This window comes from Allobosea sp. (assembly GCF_017308015.1).
Lineage (GTDB): Bacteria > Pseudomonadota > Alphaproteobacteria > Rhizobiales > Beijerinckiaceae > Allobosea.
In genome coordinates, this window is record NZ_JAFKFW010000021.1 from 75,998 (window position 1) to 92,459 (window position 16,462).

Consider the following 16,462-nt stretch of genomic DNA (forward strand, 5'->3'; position numbering starts at 1 on the left):
CGAAACCTGGGCTCAGGCCGCCTTGGCGACGGAGCGGATGCCCCGGGCGAGCTCGCTGACCAGCGAGGTGACAGCCGAAACCGTCTTTTCCGTGGCCTTGCCCTGGTCATCGAGCGAGAGGCGGACGCGCTCGACCAGCGCCGAGCCGACGACGACGCCGTCCGCCCGCTTGGCGATGGTGGCGGCATCCTCGGCGGTCTTGACGCCGAAGCCGACCGCGACGGGCAGGTCGGTATGGCGCTTGATCCGCGCAACGGCATCGCCGACCGCGCCGTAATCGGCGATGGCGCCGCCGGTCACGCCGGTGACCGAGACGTAATAGACGAAGCCGGAGGTGTTCTGCAGCACCTTGGGCAGGCGCTTGTCGTCGGTCGTCGGCGTCGCCAGGCGGATGAAGGAGACACCGGCCTTCAGCGCCGGCAGGCAGAGCTCCTCATCCTCTTCCGGTGGCAGGTCGACGACGATCAGGCCGTCGATGCCGACGCGGCGGGCATCCGTCAGGAAGGCTTCCACGCCATAGGCCCAGATCGGGTTGTAATAGCCCATCAGCACGATCGGCGTGTCATGGCCGGCCTTGCGGAAGCTCTCGACCATGGCGAGCGTCTTTCGGAGGGTCTGGCCGGCCTTGAGCGCGCGCTGGCCGGCGAGCTGGACCGGCACGCCGTCCGCCATCGGGTCGGTGAAGGGCACGCCGAGTTCGATCACGTCGGCGCCTGCTCCGGGCAGGGCCGCGAGGATCGCGCTGGAGGTCTCGAAATCCGGATCTCCGGCGGTGACGAAGGTCACCAGCGCCGCCCGGCCCTCGCGGGCGCAGGTCTGGAAACGGTTCTGGATGCGGGTCTGGCCGGTCTCTGTCATGCCGCAGCGGTTAGCATGACGAAGGCTGGCTGGCGAGTGGCTTGCGTGCGCGACGCGCCTGCGCCACATCGGCCGGGCATGCGCGCCTTCGACACGCCCCTTCCGATCGACGCCGTTCTCGGCGATCTCGCCGCCGCCTTGCGGGCGCGGCCGAATGCCGTGCTGGTCGCGCCGCCCGGCGCCGGCAAGACGACGCGCGTGCCGCTCGCCCTGCTCGACGAGCCCTGGACGAGGGGCGGCAAGCTGATCGTGCTCGAACCGCGCCGTCTGGCGGCGCGCGGAGCGGCAAACCGGATGGCGCAGACGCTGGGCGAGCGCGTCGGCGAGACCGTGGGCCTGCGTGTCCGCCTCGGCTCGAAGATCGGCCCTAGGACGCGCATCGAGGTCGTAACGGAGGGCGTCTTCGCCCGCATGATCCTCGACGATCCCGCACTCGACGGTGTTGCCGCCGTACTCTTCGACGAGTTTCACGAGCGCTCGCTGGATGCCGATTTCGGCCTGGCGCTGGCGCTCGATGCGCAGGGCGGGCTGCGCGAGGACCTGCGCATCCTCGTGATGTCCGCGACGCTTGATGGCGCCCGCGTCGCAAGACTGCTCGGCGATGCGCCGGTGATCGAGAGCGAGGGCCGCGCTTATCCGATCGAGACGCGCTATCGCGGCCGCGACCCGCTGAAGCGCATCGAGGATCAGGTCACCGAGACGGTGCTGCTGGCGCTCAACGAGCAGCCGGGCTCGCAGCTCGTCTTCCTGCCCGGCCAGGGCGAGATCCGCCGCGTCGAGGAGCGCTTGCGCGAAAGACTGCGCGACACGAGCGTCGAGATCGCCCCGCTCTATGGCGCGCTCGACCAGCGCGAGCAGGATCGCGCCGTGCTCCCCGCACCAATGGGTAGGCGCAAGATCGTGCTCGCGACGGCCATCGCCGAGACCTCGCTGACCATCGAGGGCGTGCGTGTCGTCATCGATTCCGGCCTCGCCCGCGTTCCGGTCTACGAGCCCGATATCGGCGTGACGCGGCTGGAGACCCGCCGCGTCAGCCGCGCGGCTGCCGACCAGCGCTGCGGTCGTGCCGGCCGTACCGAGCCGGGAATCTGCTACCGGCTCTGGGAGGAGGCTGCGACCGGCGCGCTCGAAGCCTTTGCCCGTCCCGAAATCCTCTCGGCCGACCTCAGCCCGCTCCTGCTCGACTGCGCCGCCTGGGGCGTGGGCGACCCGACGACGCTGGCTTTCCTCGACCAGCCGCCCGCGCCGGCCCTCAAGGAGGCGCGTGCCCTGCTCGCCAACATCGGTGCGCTCGACGCCGATGGCCGCATCACACCGGACGGACGCGCCTTGCAGGCACTGCCCTTGCCGCCGCGCCTCGCGCGCATGGTCGTGGCTGCGGCCCGTTTCGGGCAGGCCGATGTCGCGGCCGATCTGGCGGCCGTGCTGGTCGAGCGCGGCCTCGGCGGCGATGTGATCGATCTGGCCGAACGGCTGGAACGCTACGGCCGCGAGCGCGGCGGGCGGGCCGGCGACATGCGCCGCCTCGCCGAAGGCTGGGCGCGTACCGCCGAGCGCAGCATCGGCAAGGATCGGCTTGAGGCCGGCGAAGCCCTGTTGCCAGGCCTCCTTCTCGCCTTCGCCTACCCGGACCGTGTCGCCAAGGCGCGCGCGCTGGGCTCGGGCCAATATCTCCTCGCCAATGGTCGCGGCGGGGCGCTGGAACCGCCGCAGCGTCTGGCACGCGAGCCCTATGTCGTCGTTGCCGAGATGACAGGTTCGGCCCAGCAGGCCCGCATCATGGCCGCCGCCGCGATCAGCGAAGCCGAGATCGCGACGCTGGTTTCCCATGGCCTGGCCCCTTTCGCCATCGCGGAGCGCGAAGAAGCAAGCTTCGATCGTACGGCACGCGCCCTTCGCGTCCGGGCTGTGCGCCGTTACGGGGCGCTCTCGCTGTCGGAACGGCCCCTTTCCGTCGCCGACACCCCGGAGAATGCCGAAGCGCTGGCCAAGGGCATCGCGGCGCTCGGCATCAATCTTCTGCCCTGGACCAAGGGGCAGAACCAGTTGCGCGAACGCACCGCCTTCCTGCGCAAGGCCGAGCCGGACGCCGGCTGGCCCGACCTTTCCGACGAAGGTCTGGCGCTAGAGCCGGAACTCTGGCTGGCGCCGCATCTCGTCGGCCGCGCCTCGCTGGCTTCAATCCAGCCCTCCGATCTTGATTCTGCGTTGGCAGGGCTGCTCCCGTGGGAACTGAAGCGCCGGCTCGATCAGGAGGCGCCGACCCATTTCACCGCGCCGACCGGCTCTTCGCTTGCGGTCGACTATGCCGCCGAGGCTGGCCCGACCATTTCGGTCAGGGTGCAGGAGCTTTACGGGCTGGCGATCCATCCGGCTCTGGCGGGTGGGCGCGTGCCGCTCGTCCTGGAGCTGCTCTCTCCTGCCCATCGGCCGATCCAGGTCACGCGCGATTTGCCCGGCTTCTGGCGCGGCTCATGGGCAGCGGTGAAAGCGGACATGAAGGGGCGCTATCCCCGCCATCTCTGGCCGGACGACCCCGCCGCTGCCCTGCCGACGACGCGGGCCAAGCCGCGCGGAACGTAGATCTAGTTCCCCATCCGGTCGCGCCATTGCCGCTCGCCGGCGAGACAGGTCGCGATATTGCCGGACTGTGCCTTGTGGACGGTCGCGTCGGCCGGCGCTTCGGCGATCTCGCGCAGCAGCTTCGTCTTCGTCGCCTCGACGAACTGGCTCTTCTCGCGGATCGGGATCACGAAGGCGCCGATGCCGGTGATGACGCAGTCGGTGTAATAGGTGTCGAGGTTGTCGATGTCGAAATAGCCGGCCTGCTTCAGCATCACCGGCAGGCCATTGATGGCGATGCCCTTGGCGCCGGCCTCGTCGCGCGCGGCGGTGACCGGCCGCCCGTCGTTGTTCGCGCCGTCGCCGGAGATGTCGATCACGCGACGCATCGCCGTGACGTTGGATTGTTCGAGCAATTGCACGCCGAGATCGATCGCGCCCGAGATCGAGGTGCGCCGGCCGCGCCGCGTCGGCGCCTCGCCCAGTTCCTCGGCGAAGGCGATCGCCGCCGCCGGCCCGTCGATCACCTTCCAGGGCCGCACGACGTGCTGGAAGCTGCCGCCGGCCCATTCGAAATAGGTCACCGCGATCTTGCCGACCGCGCCCTTGTCGATGGCGTCGTGAAGCTGCTTCGAGCGGAAGGCCTCGATATAGCCGTTGCGCTGCAGGGCGAGCTCGTCGAGATCCATCGAATAGGAGACATCGACTGCCAGTACGAGCGCGACATCGACCTCCTCGGGCGGTGCCGTCGCCGTCTGGGCTCGTGGCGGGGCGGGTTGCCAAAGCGCCGCCGCTGCCAGACATGAGAGACCGTACAGCCAGCGCCGCATCGCCACCTCCGTCGCCATTCGCGAAAGGAAGTGTGCGCCCGGTCGGGATGCGCGCCAAGCCGGAAATCCGGCTGATGACACCTGTTTCGATAGCAAATTCGCGAGCGGCGCTCTCAGGCGGCGCGGCGGTCCTCGACGATGCCGATCGCAGCGGTGGCGGCCTCCTCGACGGTGAGCGCCGAGGTGTCGAGCACGACTGCATCCTCGGCGGCCCTGAGCGGCGCGTCGCTGCGGCCGGAATCGCGGGCATCGCGCCGGCGGATATCGGCGAGGATACCGTCGAAGGTGACGGCCTCGCCGCGCCCGACCAGTTCCTTGTGCCGGCGCGCGGCGCGGACTTCCGGCGTCGCGGTGACGAAGAGCTTGGCCGGCGCGTCCGGGCAGATCACCGTGCCGATATCGCGCCCGTCGAGCACCGCTCCGCAGGCTTGCGCCGCAAAGCGCCGCTGCCGGGTGAGCAGGCCGGCGCGTACGGCCGGCATGGCCGCGACGACGGAGGCCGCCTCGCCGATCTCCCGACCGCGCAGCCGCTCCTCGGGGAAGGCGGTCTCGTCGAAGCTGCCGACGATCGCCTCGGCCGCTGCGGCATCGTGGATGTCATGGCCGGCATCGAGCATGGCGCGCGCCACCATGCGGTAGAGCAGCCCGGTATCGAGATAGGGCAGGCCGTAATGCGCGGCGAGCCGGCGCGCGAGCGTGCCCTTGCCGGATGCGGCCGGCCCGTCCACGGCGATGACGAGACGGCCGGACCGGGCCGCGCTCATCCGATCTGGCCTCCGAGCCCGTTCATCAGGGAGGCGAAGCTCGGGAAGCTCGTCGCGATCATCAGCCCGTCATCGACCACGACCGGCTGCTGCGTCGCCAGCCCCATGACGAGGAAACTCATCGCGATGCGATGGTCGAGATGGGTCGCGATCGGCCCACCGCCACGCACCGGTCCGCCGCCCGAACCCTCGACGACCAGATCGTCACCCTCGATCCAGCAGGTTACGCCGGCTGCCTTCAGCCCGGCCTCGACCGCCGCGAGACGGTCGGATTCCTTGACGCGCAATTCCTGCAGGCCGCGCATCCGCGTTGTGCCATGGGCGAAGGACGCAGCCACCGCCAGCACCGGATATTCGTCGATCATCGCCGGCGCCCGCTCCGGCGGAACCGTCACGCCCTTCAGGCTGGAGGCGCGCACACGCAGGTCGCAGACCGTCTCGCCGCCCTCGTTGGCCTCGCGCTCGACCGTGATGTCGGCGCCCATCTCGCGCAGCGTGGTCAGGAGGCCCGAGCGCAGCGGATTGGTCATCACGCTCTCGATCAGGATGTCCGAGCCCGGCACGATCAGCCCCGCCACCATCGGGAAGGCGGCCGAGGACGGGTCCGCCGGCACGACGATCGGCGCCGCCTTCAGTTCCGGCTGGCCTTTCAGCACGATGCGACGGCCATGTTCGCCTTCGGGCGTCACGGTGATCTCTGCGCCGAAATGGGCGAGCATCTTTTCGGTATGGTCGCGCGTCGCTTCAGTCTCGATCACCGTCGTCTCGCCGGGCGCGGCGAGCGCGGCCAGCAATACGGCCGACTTGATCTGCGCCGAGGCGACCGGCGGACGATAGACGATCGGGATCGCCTCCTTCGGCCCGCGCAGCGTCAGCGGTACGCGCCCGCCCTCCTCTTGCGAGACGACGGCCGTGCCCATCTGCTCGAGCGGGTCGAGGATGCGGCGCATCGGCCGCTTGCGCAGCGAGGCGTCGCCGTCGAAGGTCGTGGTGATCGGGTGAGAGCCGCAGACACCCATCATCAGGCGCGAGCCGGTGCCGGCATTGCCGAAATCCAGCACGCCGGCGGGTTCACGCAGGCCGCCGACGCCGACACCCTGGACGCGCCAGGTGCCCGGCCCGTCATGGTGGACGATGGCGCCGAGTGCGCGAGCCGCTGCGGCGGTGCGCATCACGTCCTCGCCTTCGAGCAGCCCGGAGACCTTGGTCTCGCCGATCGCCAGCAGGCCGAAGATCATCGCCCGGTGCGAGATCGACTTGTCGCCGGGCACGCGGACACGGCCTTTGAGCGGGCCTCCGGCGCGGGCGGTGACGGGAACGGGGTCATGGTCGTGGGACAAGAGGCTGGTCTCTGCGGGCTGGCCGAAAGGAATGCACGCAGGGCCGTAGCATGCCCGCGCGCGACACGCCAAGACGAGCACGTGGCGGCGCGCCGAAACGCCGCTCCGGGGCCTGTCTTCGGTGCCTTGTGCAAATCAACATTTGACAGCGCCGCTTACCCCGACTAACGGACGCGCCTGCTTTTAAAAACTCGATGATTGAAGGTCCGACGCAGTGGCGAAACCGGAACTCGGAACGAAGCGCGTTTGCCCGGTCACGGGCCGCAAATTTTATGACCTGGACAAGGACCCGATTGTCTCGCCCTATACGGGGCAGGCTTATCCGCGGGCGATGTTCGAGCCGCAGGCGAAGGCCGTCGCGCCGAAGCCCGATGCCGACGAGGAAGACGAGGCCGAGGCCGCCGACAGCGCCGTCGAGCTCGTTTCGCTCGACGAGGCGGATGCCGAGGCTTCCGAGAAGGAGCCCGTCGTCACCAGCGAGGACGATATCGAGGTCGAGGACGTCGGCGACGACGACGAGGACGACACCTTCCTGGAGGAGGATGAGGAAGGCGACGACGACGTCTCCGACCTGATCGATGGCGATATCGAAGGCGACGAGGACAACTGATCCTCAGCCCTGAAAAAAGATGACGACAAAGCGACATTAGGCGCTTGTGTCTTCCGCCCGGGCCGCCTATAGAGCGCTTCGTCGCCGACAGGGCGGCCCGGACGGAACCGCCGAGGCGGTATCAGAATCCGGTTGGTGATCGGTCCCCAAGCCGATCATCGCGAGTGGGGCCATAGCTCAGTTGGGAGAGCGCTTGAATGGCATTCAAGAGGTCGGCGGTTCGATTCCGCCTGGCTCCACCAAATTTCCCCCGCAGGCACTTATCCGGCCGAGCCTCAGGGTCGACATTGCGACGCAGCCCGACATGGCGCGCGGCTCCGGGACGAGCCGGGATGTGTTTGCACGATCGTTCGCCGCGCCTCACGTGATTTGCACAAGCCCGGCAGGTATCGCGAATGATTTCGGCCGCGGGCCGGAGCCAGGCGAGCGGCCCTCATGATCGCATCGTGCGCGCCGGCCCCTCCCTTTGCTCTGCCAGCCGGCGCGAATCATTCGGCAACTTGCCTTGAGGCAAGAGAAGCGCATCAGCGTGGTGACAAGTCGCACGCCCCGTGGAAGGAAGCAGGAATGGCCAAGCGCACGAAATCCAAAGCTCTCGATACCGAGTTCACCATGTTCGACGTCGTCTACGAAGACGGATCGAGAACCTCCAACCGGCGCGTTCTGACGGCTTTACTCGGCGGGCTGGACGGCGATGAGCCAGCTCGGACAGCTATCATGGAGCAGGACCAGGTCATCTCGGAGAAGTCGGGCAAACCGCCCTTGGCGATTGCGACGATCGCCCGTTCGTCCAAGGCGGTGGCCGAACCGGATCAGCGCAAGGATGCCCGGAAGAAGCGACCGGGGTAGAAGGCCGCCCGGTTTCGGACGCGATCGAGGGGTGCTGAGCCGATATCTGCTTTGCAGGGCATCCTGCGCGAGCCGCGCTATGACCTGGTCAAGGCGCCGACGCCGCCGCAGCGCCTCCCCGGCTTCGAGCGCCCGCTCGGCGGCAACAAGCTGCGCAGCCTCGAATTCTGGCTCGGCGCCGCACTGCGCGAGCATGCCGACATCATTCTTGTCGCGGGCGGGTTGACGTCTGATCTTCTGCCGTCTCGCCGCCGCCGCCTCGATGGCGGGGCTCGACTGCGTGATCATCTGCAATGCGAGGATAACCCTGCGAATCGCGAGCGCTCCTGCCTGAGCCGGCTGTTCGGCGCGGAAACGCGTTTTGTCGGCCCTGTCGCCGAGGAAGACCGCGACGTAGCGATGGGGGCGTTGCCCGCGGAGCTGAAGCGGCAGGGGCGGTCGTCCCATATCGTCGGCGACGCCGTGCTCGGCGCCCACGGTTACGCGTTGGCCGCTTTCGAACTGCACGAGCAGTCGCAGCGCCGGTCAGAAGCTTGAGCGCGGTCGGTAAGGCTGGGCGAGGTCGCGAGCATTGTTGAGGGCAAGCGCGAGCTCGGTGATGTGCAGCGCGAGCGTGCCCGAGAAGCGTGGTGCTTCGCCGCGTTCGATCGCCTCCGCCTGGTCCGCCACGCCGCGCATGAAATCGATCTGCGAGGGATAGCTGGGCAAGGCTTTGCTCATGGGCTGGGCGGGATAGGGCAGCTTGCGCCCCGGAGCGGGCTTCCAGGGCAATGCGCGCCCGAATTTCGCTTCCGCCCGTGTCAGGATGCGTCCGAGCAGCGGCCGTGGCGCGCCGCTAGCCTCGATATGAACAACGGATCGGTTATCCCAGAGATCGCGCACCGTCAGCGAACCCCTATCGGCGAATATCTGTAGCGAACGGTCGCGCGGCGCGGCGAGCCCGTTGGTCAGCCGTGCGACGACGCCGGAGCGGAAATGCAGGCAGCCGACCGAGAAATCCGGCGCCATGACGATCTGCCCGGTGCCCGGCCCCTTGTCGGGGAAGGTCACGGCCGAGAAGGCGGTCAAGCTCTCGACCGGTCCGAACAGCGTCACGAGCCAGGACAGAGCGTAGCCGGCATGCTCCAGCGTGCAGCCGATCTCGAACTCGTGCAGCCCCGGCCAGGGCGCGCCCGAGCGCGAGCGCCAACGAGACCATGTGTCGCGGAAGACCGGGCCGTCCTCCATCGCCGCATAGACCAGTCGCGGCGCGCCGATCCGGCCCGAGCGCAAGGCATCCTCGACGAGGCGATGCGCGTCGCTGAGGCCGTTGGCGGGGGCGGTCGCGAGCGTCAGGCCGGCGGCTTCTGCCTGCGCGACCAGCGCCTCGGCCTGCGCCAGCTCCATCGCCAGCGGTTTCTCGCAATAGACATGCTTGCCGGCGGCGAGGGCGCGGCTGGTGATCTCGTAATGGCTTTCCGGGGTCGTCAGGTTGACGACGATCTGCACCGCCGGATCGGCGAGCAAAGTATCGAGATTGGGATAGGCCGGGACATCGTGGAAGGTGCGGAAGGCTTCAAGCCGCGCGGTATCACGATCCCAGGCGCCCGCGAGAGCGAGCGCCGGATGGTTCGCCAGCGTCGTCATGTAGTAGTCGGCGACGAACCCCGTGCCGACGATAGCGATCTTCATGCCTGAACCCGTTCCATCGACCGACAAGCCGATGGAACGGCCTCTATCAGGCAAGAATGAAGATCGGCTTTCGCGAAGGCGCGACCAGAAGCATTTTCGGGCGAAGTGGGTACCGGTTCGCTTGAAGAAAATGCGGAAAATCTGGATACTTTACGCCGCCCCGATCGCGTTCGACGGGGTCTGCCGGTCGGTGATCTGCTGGCCGAACAGGCTGCCCGCGAGTTCCACCGCGAGACGGGCGGTCTGGCCGCGATCGTCGAGGAACGGGTTGAGCTCGACGATATCCATCGAGCGCACCAGCCCGGAATCGTGCAGCAGTTCCATCACCAGATGCGCTTCGCGATAGGTCGCGCCGCCTGGAACGGTGGTGCCGACACCCGGCGCCAGCGGGGGGTCGAGGAAATCGACGTCGAAGGAGACATGCAGCACGCCGTTGGCGGCGCGCACCTTCTCGATCACCTGGCGGATCAGAATGCCGACGCCGTGCTCGTCGATGGCGCGCATGTCGGCTATGTCGACGCCGCGCGCCTTCACGGCCGCCTTCTCCAGCGGGTCGATCGAACGGATGCCGAACAGGCTGAGCTGCTCATGCGAGATCGAGGCGCGGGGCTCCGTGCCGAGCAGGTCGTCGAGCCCGGTCTCGCCGCAGAGAAAGGCCGAGGACATGCCGTGCATGTTTCCGGAGGGCGAGATCGCCGGCATGTTGAAATCGGCATGGGCGTCGAGCCAGAGCACGAAGAGCTTTCGGCCCTGCTCCTGCCAGTGGCGGGCGACGCCGTTGACCGAGCCCATCGACAGGCTGTGGTCGCCGCCGAGGAAGATCGGCGTGTCGCCGGAGCGGGCGAGCTCGTAGGCGCGGGCACTGAGCGCGCGCATCCAGGCCGCGATCTCGTTGTAGAAGCGGGCATTGGCCGGGGCGGGGCCATCGACTGGCTTGAGATCCCGCGGCAGGATGTCGCCATGGTCGCTGACGGTATAGCCGAGGCTTTCCAGAACGCCGACGAGGCCCGCGGTGCGCAGGCCGGCCGGGCCCATCAGCGCGCCGCGGCGCGAGGCACCGACCTCGATCGGGCAACCGAGCAGGGCGATGCGACCGTGGGCGGCGGGAGCGTTCGTGCTGGAGGCGGTCATGCTGGCGATCCGTTGGCAGGATTTCGATGGGCGTCACGCGCCGATGCGCCGTCCATGGCGCATCGGCTCCCCCCTGTCGAGTGGCGCGCTTACGTAACCGGTTGATGTCAGCCGAGGCCGAGAACGCCGCGTAGCTTGGAGAGGTCTTCCGCCAGCGTCGTGATCATTGCCGCCAGCGCCTTGCGGTCGGGCTCGCTCAGCTTGTCATAGGTCTCGAAGCCGCCGTCCTTGAGTCTGTACTTGGCCAGCGTCTTGTCGACGGTCTCGAAATTGGCGTCGATCTTGCCGGCCAGCGCCTGGTCCTCCTTGACGACGAGCGGGCGCAGCAGGTCGACGATTGTCTTGGCGCCGTCGACATTGGCCTGGAAGTCCCAGAGGTCGGTATGACTGTAGCGGTCCTCCTCGCCGGAGATCTTGGTCGCGGCGACTTCCTCGATCAGAACCGCAGCGCCGCCGATCATCTTGTCCGGCGGAATCGTCAGGCCCTTGATACGGCCCTGCAATTCGGTGACGTCGGCGAGCAGGCCGTCGGCGAAGGAGGCGAGCCCCTCCGTGCTGTTCTTGGCGAAGAGTCCGTATTCGATGCGATGGAAGCCGGTGAATTCCGGGTCCTCCTCCTTCTTCTCGTGATCGTCGGCGCGCGAGTCGATCTTGCCGTCGAGATCGCTGAAGAGCTCCGCGACCGGCTCGATCTTCTCGTAGGAGACGCGGGTTGGCGCGTAGAGCGCCTTGGCCTTGGCGAGGTCGCCGGCCTTGACCGCATCGGTGAAGGTCTTGGTGTCCTTCACCAGTTGCTCGACGCCCTTGGAGACATAGAGCTTGTACTCGGCGACCGGCGCCACGAGGTCGAGCGGCGAGGCGGCCTGTGCCGGTCCGGCGGCCACGGCGGCGATCAGGCTGGCACCGGCCAGCCCTGCGAAACGCAAGCGCATATCAGTCTCCTGTCTTGCGGGGGAAAGATTTGGTCGAGGCGGGCGCGATCCCGCGCGCGGCGCGGATCAGGCCAGCGCCGAGATAGCTTCCGGCGTCCGGCACACCGGGCAGGGCGAAGAAATAGCCGCCGCCGACGGGCTTGATGTATTCCTCCAGCGGCTCGCCATCGAGCCGCCTCTGCACGGCGATGAAGCTGCGCTCGAGATCCTGCTGGAAGCAGATGAAGAGCAGCCCCATGTCGAGCTGCCCGGCGCGGGTGACACCGTTGGAATAATTGAACGGCCGGCGCAGCATGCGGCTGGCTTCCGTCTCCGGCCGGCGCGGATTGGCGAGCCGGATATGGGCGTCGAGCTTCGTAAGCTTGCCTTCGGGGTCGTCGGTATAAATGGGCTCGTCATACTCGCGCTTGCCGCCGAAGGGGGCACCGCTCGCCTTCTCCCGGCCCATGATCGCTTCCTGCTCGCCGAGCGGCGTGCGGTCCCAGCGCTCGACGAAATTCCGGATGATCCGGACCACCTGATAGCTGCCATTCGCGGCCCAATCCGGTTCGCCCGAGCTGGACTGTACCCAGACGAGATGGTCCATCAGCGCGGTGTCGGCGGCATCGGGATTTGCGGTGCCGTCGCGGAAGCCGAGCAGGTTGCGGGCGCTCTCCGCCGGCTCGCTCTGTTTCGGCTTGAGCACCGGTACCGTGCCCTCCTGCTTCCAGCGCAGCAGCAGGAGGTCGGGCGCGTTCTTCAGGATGTCGCGCAGCGCATGGATGCTGGTATCGGCGGTATTGGCGCAGAATTGCAGCAGCAGGTCGCCATGGCAGAGCGTGCCGTCGAGCGCGTCGTTGCGGAAGCGCTTCATGCGCTGGAGATGCCTGGGCTTGAGCGGCCCGAGCCCAAAGCGCTCGTCGAAGAGCGAGGCGCCAAGCGCGACGGTGACGGTGAGGTTGTCGGGCGCGATGACGGGGCCGAGGATGCCGCTGTCCGGCGGCGGGAAGCCTGGATCGGCAGTCGGCGCCGGCCCGCCCTGCATCAGGAAGGCGATGCGCTCGCTGAGCAGGCGGAAGAGCCGTTCAAGTTCGTCGAGCGAGGTCGCGGTGACGTCGAAGGCCGCGACGAGGCCCGTGGCCGGGCGCGGCGTGACGATGCCGGATTGATGGGTGCCGTGGAAGGGCTGGCGCTGGGCGGTGGTGTCGCTCTCCGGCGCCGCCGCCGGGTTCTGGACCGGCTCGCCTGCGGCCTGGGCCAGCGAGGCTCCGCCGAGAGCCGCCGCACCACCGGTCAGAAGCAAGCGCCGTGAGGGTGTGAAGGGATTGGACGGCTTGGTCATGACTTGCGCTCCGCTTCGGGCAAAGCGAGCGCCTTGCGCATGGTTGCGAGGTCCTCGGCCAGCGCCCGTAGCGAGCCGCCCGGCTTGGCCTCATCCGGCAAAGCCACCAGATCCGCCCGGACACGTCCCGCCAGTTCGGGATCGATGCGCGTGGCCAATGGCAGCAGCAGCTTTGCGATATCGCGCGCCGCAGCGACCTCCTCGGGCGAGGCGGTTTCGTTGTCGGGAGACGACAGGATGTCGATCGCGCCGGCCAGCATCGTGTCCGGCAGGACGGTGCGCTGGGCGAGCGCAGCGCGGAAGGCCTCGGCGGCCGGCTTGATCCCGGATGCTGCGTTGGTCGCATCGTCAGCGAGGGCCGCCTGGAGCTTGCCGAAAAGGGCGCCGAGCTCGGTGTCTCCTGCCGTCGCTGGGTGCAGGCCGGACAGCAGCGTCGTGGCCTCACGACGGGCCTTGTCAGCAGCCTGTGAGGCGCCCGTGCTCTGGGCCTGTTCGAGCGCGTCGAGCGCTGCGCCCAGCGCGGCCGAGCGCTCGCTGAGGACGGCGCGGTATTCGGCGGCGGGGCCGATCATATCCATCAGGGTCAGGGTCGGGCGGGGTTGCGTCGTCGAGGCCTGGACGATCAGGCGGCCGCGCGGGGCGCTGAGCAGGCCGCAGGTGATGGCGTACTCGCCGGGATGGAGCTGCGTCGTCAGCCGCCGCGACTGGCCGGGCGCGATGTTCTCGCGCTCCTCCAGCACCATCACCCCGTCGAGGATCTCCCATTCCAGCACGCGTTCGCCGCGATTGGTCACCACGAAGCTGGCCTTGCCGGCGGGGATCGTCAGCACGGCCGGCTGGCAGGTGCGGTCGGTGATCGCGATGGCGATGTCGGTCGTGCCGGTGTCGGCACCACGCCGCACGCCTGTGCCCGCCGCATAGACGAACGCGCCGATGCCGATGAAGACCAGCAGAGCCGTACCGATACCGGCAAGTTTCAGGCGCGGCGAACGACGGGGTTCGGAGCGCGGTGTGGCTGCTGCTGCCTGCCCCTCGCGGCCGCCAAGGAGAAACAGGGCGAGCATCGGGACGAGGAAGGCGAGATAGGCGATGACCTCACCCAGCACCGCCCGCTCCTGATAACCGAAGAAGCCGGCGAGGATTGCGCCGAGCGCGCTGTCGGCCGGCAGTATCGTGCCGAGATCGTAGACGCTCTGCTGGAGCTGGTTCCAGACACCTGCCTCATGCAGGGAGCGCACGGCATTTGCGACGAGCCCGGCCGCGACGAACAGGATCAGGATGCCGGTCCAGCGGAAGAAGCTGCGTAGGTTCAGCTTCACGCCGAGCGCGTAGATGGCGTAGCCGATGACGGCCGCCAGTCCGATGCCGAGCCCGGCTCCGATCGCGGGTGCCCAGCCGCTGTTCTGCTGGAAGATCGCGAGCAGGAAGAAGACCGATTCAAGTCCCTCGCGCACCACGGCGAGAAAGGCGAGCCCGACCAGCGCCAGCCCCTGATGGGCGCCGGACAGCGCGGCGTCGACACCGGCCTGCAACTCGCCCTTGATCGAGCGGGCGGCCTTGCGCATCCAGAACACCATCGAGGTCAGCATCGCCGCCGCGATCAGGCCGATCACGGCCTCGAACAGTTCCTGCCCGCGCTGGGGCAATTCTCCGATGAGGATGTCGAGCGCTGCGCCCGCAGCGAGGCTGGACGCACAGGCGAGTGCGACGCCGATCCAGAGCGCCGGCAGCCACTCGCGCCGCTCGCTACGGACCAGATAGCTCGCGACGATGCCGACGATCAGCGCGGCTTCGATGCCTTCGCGGAGCATGATGAGAAACGGTACGATCACAGCGAACCCGGCCCGGTTGCGCGTCGCGGTCAGCTATTCGCGGCGCAGACAGCCAGTGACTAGGCAAGAGCGCTTCGCGGGTCAATCAAATCCGGATAGTTTAGAATGATCGTAAACTATTGAGAATGCGGCGGATACTTGATCGAATACGAAACAGTCCGTGCATCTTTTGCCGTTGTCGTCTTGCAGTTGCGGTCATGTCGCGCTTGTGGCGAGCATCCACGTCCTGAGCGTCGCGTCTCACAACGGAAACGTGAATGGTCGAGACAGGCCCGACCGTGACGGAGATGCCTTGCGTCTTCAGCGACGCTTCAGCAGGATCATCTTCTCCTGCGTCATGTCGCGCATGGTGTAGGGGATGCCGCCGGTGCCGTAGCCCGAGACGCGCCGGCCGGCGAAGGGCATCCAGTCGGTGCGGAAGGTCGTGGGGTCGTTGACCATCACGGCTGAAGCGTCGAGCCGGTTCGCGGCGCGCATCGCGACATCGATGTCCTGCGCGAAGATGCTGGCCTGGAAGGCGACGGGGAGCGAATTCGCCCGCGCGATCGCGTCGTCGAGCTTGCTGTAGCGGTAGATCGCGACGACTGGGCCGAAGACCTCCTCGCTGGAGATGCGGGCTTCCGGATCGGGATCGATCAGAACGGTCGGCTCCAGCGTCGTCTCCGACAGGCGCTTGCCGCCGGTGGCGAGCTTCGCGCCGCCCTTCACGGCCTCGTCGATCCAGGAGGCGACGCGGTCGGCCTCCTTCGGGATGATCAACGGGCCGACCTCGGTGTCCTTCAGCGTCGGATCGCCGGTGCGCAGCTTCCTGACCCGGGCCACGAGCCGCTCGGTGAAGTTGTTGATGATCGCGTCATGGACGAAGATGCGCTGCGTCGACACGCAGACCTGTCCGGCATGGTAGTAACCGCCCTTCACGATCGGCTCGATGATCCCCTCGAGATCGGCGCTCCTGTCGACGATCGCCGGTGCGACGCCGCCATGCTCCAGCGCCGAGCGGGCGCCATGGGCGAGCTTGGAATGCAGGTACCAGCCGACCTTGGCCGAACCGATGAAGCTCAGGAAAGCGATGCGCGGATCGGTCGCGAATTTCTCCGCCAGCGCGGTCTCTGCGGGCACGAATGTCTGGCACCAGGCTTCCGGCAGCCCGGCCTCATGCACCAGCTTGACGAAATCGATGCAGGAGAGCGGCGTCGTGCCGGCTGGCTTGACGATGACCGGACAGCCGACCGCGATCGCCGGCGCGACCTGATGCACGATCAGGTTGAGCGGGTGGTTGAAGGCCGAGATCGCCGCGACGATGCCGATCGGCTCCTTGGTGGTGAAGGCCCATCGATCGGCCGCCGCTGCCGAGAGCCCCATCGGGATCTCGCGCCCGGCGAAGTTCCTGAGTTCCTCGGCGGCATTGTAGACGCCGTCGACCGCCCGGTTCGCCTCGACGATCGCGTCCGGCAGCGGCTTGCCGCCCTCGTGCGCGATCTGCATGGCGAAATGGTCGCGCCTGGCTTCGAGGAGGCCCGCGAGCTTGCGCAGGATCGCGATGCGCTGATGCGGCTTCAGCCAGTTGTCGCGGTCCTTGAAGACGGCTTGCGCCGCCTGCAGCTTGCGTTCGAGCGCAGCCTCGTCATCGGTCCCGATCTCGGTGATCGGGGCGCGGTCATAGGCCTGAACAACCTGGAGCATGGGTCTTTCTCCTCGGAATGGCGCGGGTCATCCCGGACGTAGCGAAGCGAAGATCCGGGATCCATGCCGGAGCGCTGCC

14 protein-coding genes, 1 tRNA gene and 1 pseudogene are annotated in these 16,462 nt (G+C 68.0%); 5 read left to right on the forward strand and 11 right to left on the reverse strand.

Annotated features, from left to right (window positions below):
* Nucleotides 1-12: 12 nt before the first annotated feature.
* Nucleotides 13-858, reverse strand: coding sequence for a tryptophan synthase subunit alpha (gene trpA, locus J0I42_RS17350; protein WP_291656572.1), 846 nt, complete (start codon nucleotides 856-858; stop codon nucleotides 13-15).
* A gap of 78 nt (nucleotides 859-936) precedes the next feature.
* Here trpA and hrpB point away from each other — a divergent pair, with 78 nt between their 5' ends.
* Entirely contained in the window at nucleotides 937-3,441 is a 2,505-nt protein-coding gene (gene hrpB, locus J0I42_RS17355) for an ATP-dependent helicase HrpB (protein WP_291656590.1), read from the forward strand.
* A gap of 2 nt (nucleotides 3,442-3,443) precedes the next feature.
* Here hrpB and J0I42_RS17360 read toward each other — a convergent pair whose 3' ends face one another.
* The 3 genes from J0I42_RS17360 to aroA form a co-directional block, all read right to left on the reverse strand.
* Nucleotides 3,444-4,250, reverse strand: coding sequence for a DUF1194 domain-containing protein (locus J0I42_RS17360; RefSeq protein WP_291656573.1), 807 nt, complete (start codon nucleotides 4,248-4,250; stop codon nucleotides 3,444-3,446).
* 113 nt (nucleotides 4,251-4,363) lie between these two features.
* Nucleotides 4,364-5,014: a (d)CMP kinase gene (gene cmk, locus J0I42_RS17365; RefSeq protein ID WP_291656574.1), complete on the reverse strand. Its 651-nt coding sequence runs from the start codon at nucleotides 5,012-5,014 to the stop codon at nucleotides 4,364-4,366.
* Entirely contained in the window at nucleotides 5,011-6,354 is a 1,344-nt protein-coding gene (gene aroA, locus J0I42_RS17370; protein WP_291656575.1) for a 3-phosphoshikimate 1-carboxyvinyltransferase, read from the reverse strand. The genes cmk and aroA overlap by 4 nt, the downstream gene beginning before the upstream one ends.
* 214 nt (nucleotides 6,355-6,568) lie before the next feature.
* On the opposite strand from aroA, the gene J0I42_RS17375 reads away from it, so the two are divergent.
* From J0I42_RS17375 to J0I42_RS17390, 4 genes are all read left to right on the forward strand, one after another.
* A complete protein-coding gene (locus tag J0I42_RS17375; RefSeq protein WP_291656576.1) occupies nucleotides 6,569-6,964 on the forward strand; it encodes a TIGR02300 family protein in 396 nt (131 codons plus the stop codon).
* Between the two features lie 166 nt (nucleotides 6,965-7,130).
* Nucleotides 7,131-7,206 (forward strand) — tRNA-Ala (locus J0I42_RS17380).
* A gap of 325 nt (nucleotides 7,207-7,531) precedes the next feature.
* A complete protein-coding gene (locus J0I42_RS17385; RefSeq protein ID WP_291656577.1) occupies nucleotides 7,532-7,813 on the forward strand; it encodes a hypothetical protein in 282 nt (93 codons plus the stop codon).
* 51 nt (nucleotides 7,814-7,864) lie between these two features.
* On the forward strand, nucleotides 7,865-8,350 hold the full coding sequence (locus J0I42_RS17390; RefSeq protein WP_291656579.1) for a PALP domain-containing protein: 486 nt from the start codon (nucleotides 7,865-7,867) through the stop codon (nucleotides 8,348-8,350).
* Here J0I42_RS17390 and J0I42_RS17395 read toward each other — a convergent pair.
* The 7 genes and pseudogenes from J0I42_RS17395 to J0I42_RS17425 form a co-directional block, all read right to left on the reverse strand.
* Nucleotides 8,339-9,484 carry a Gfo/Idh/MocA family protein gene (locus tag J0I42_RS17395; RefSeq protein WP_291656580.1) on the reverse strand — a complete coding sequence of 382 codons (1,146 nt, stop codon included), beginning with the start codon at nucleotides 9,482-9,484 and terminating at the stop codon, nucleotides 8,339-8,341. The two genes, J0I42_RS17390 and J0I42_RS17395, sit on opposite strands and share 12 nt — an antisense overlap.
* A 150-nt stretch (nucleotides 9,485-9,634) precedes the next feature.
* Nucleotides 9,635-10,615 carry an arginase gene (gene rocF, locus J0I42_RS17400; RefSeq protein ID WP_291656581.1) on the reverse strand — a complete coding sequence of 327 codons (981 nt, stop codon included), beginning with the start codon at nucleotides 10,613-10,615 and terminating at the stop codon, nucleotides 9,635-9,637.
* A 107-nt stretch (nucleotides 10,616-10,722) separates the two neighbouring features.
* Nucleotides 10,723-11,547, reverse strand: a complete 825-nt coding sequence (efeO, locus tag J0I42_RS17405; protein WP_291656583.1) for an iron uptake system protein EfeO — start codon at nucleotides 11,545-11,547, stop codon at nucleotides 10,723-10,725.
* A 1-nt stretch (nucleotide 11,548) separates the two neighbouring features.
* Nucleotides 11,549-12,868, reverse strand: coding sequence for an iron uptake transporter deferrochelatase/peroxidase subunit (gene efeB, locus J0I42_RS17410; protein ID WP_291656585.1), 1,320 nt, complete (start codon nucleotides 12,866-12,868; stop codon nucleotides 11,549-11,551).
* Complete coding sequence (locus tag J0I42_RS17415; protein WP_465247691.1) at nucleotides 12,865-13,770, reverse strand: cupredoxin domain-containing protein; 906 nt, start codon at nucleotides 13,768-13,770, stop codon at nucleotides 12,865-12,867. Before J0I42_RS17415 ends, efeB begins: the two co-directional genes overlap by 4 nt.
* A gap of 114 nt (nucleotides 13,771-13,884) precedes the next feature.
* A pseudogene (gene efeU / locus J0I42_RS17420) lies at nucleotides 13,885-14,700 on the reverse strand (iron uptake transporter permease EfeU); the annotation flags it as partial.
* A gap of 300 nt (nucleotides 14,701-15,000) precedes the next feature.
* Nucleotides 15,001-16,383, reverse strand: a complete 1,383-nt coding sequence (locus J0I42_RS17425) for an aldehyde dehydrogenase family protein (protein ID WP_291656586.1) — start codon at nucleotides 16,381-16,383, stop codon at nucleotides 15,001-15,003.
* Nucleotides 16,384-16,462: the final 79 nt, after the last annotated feature.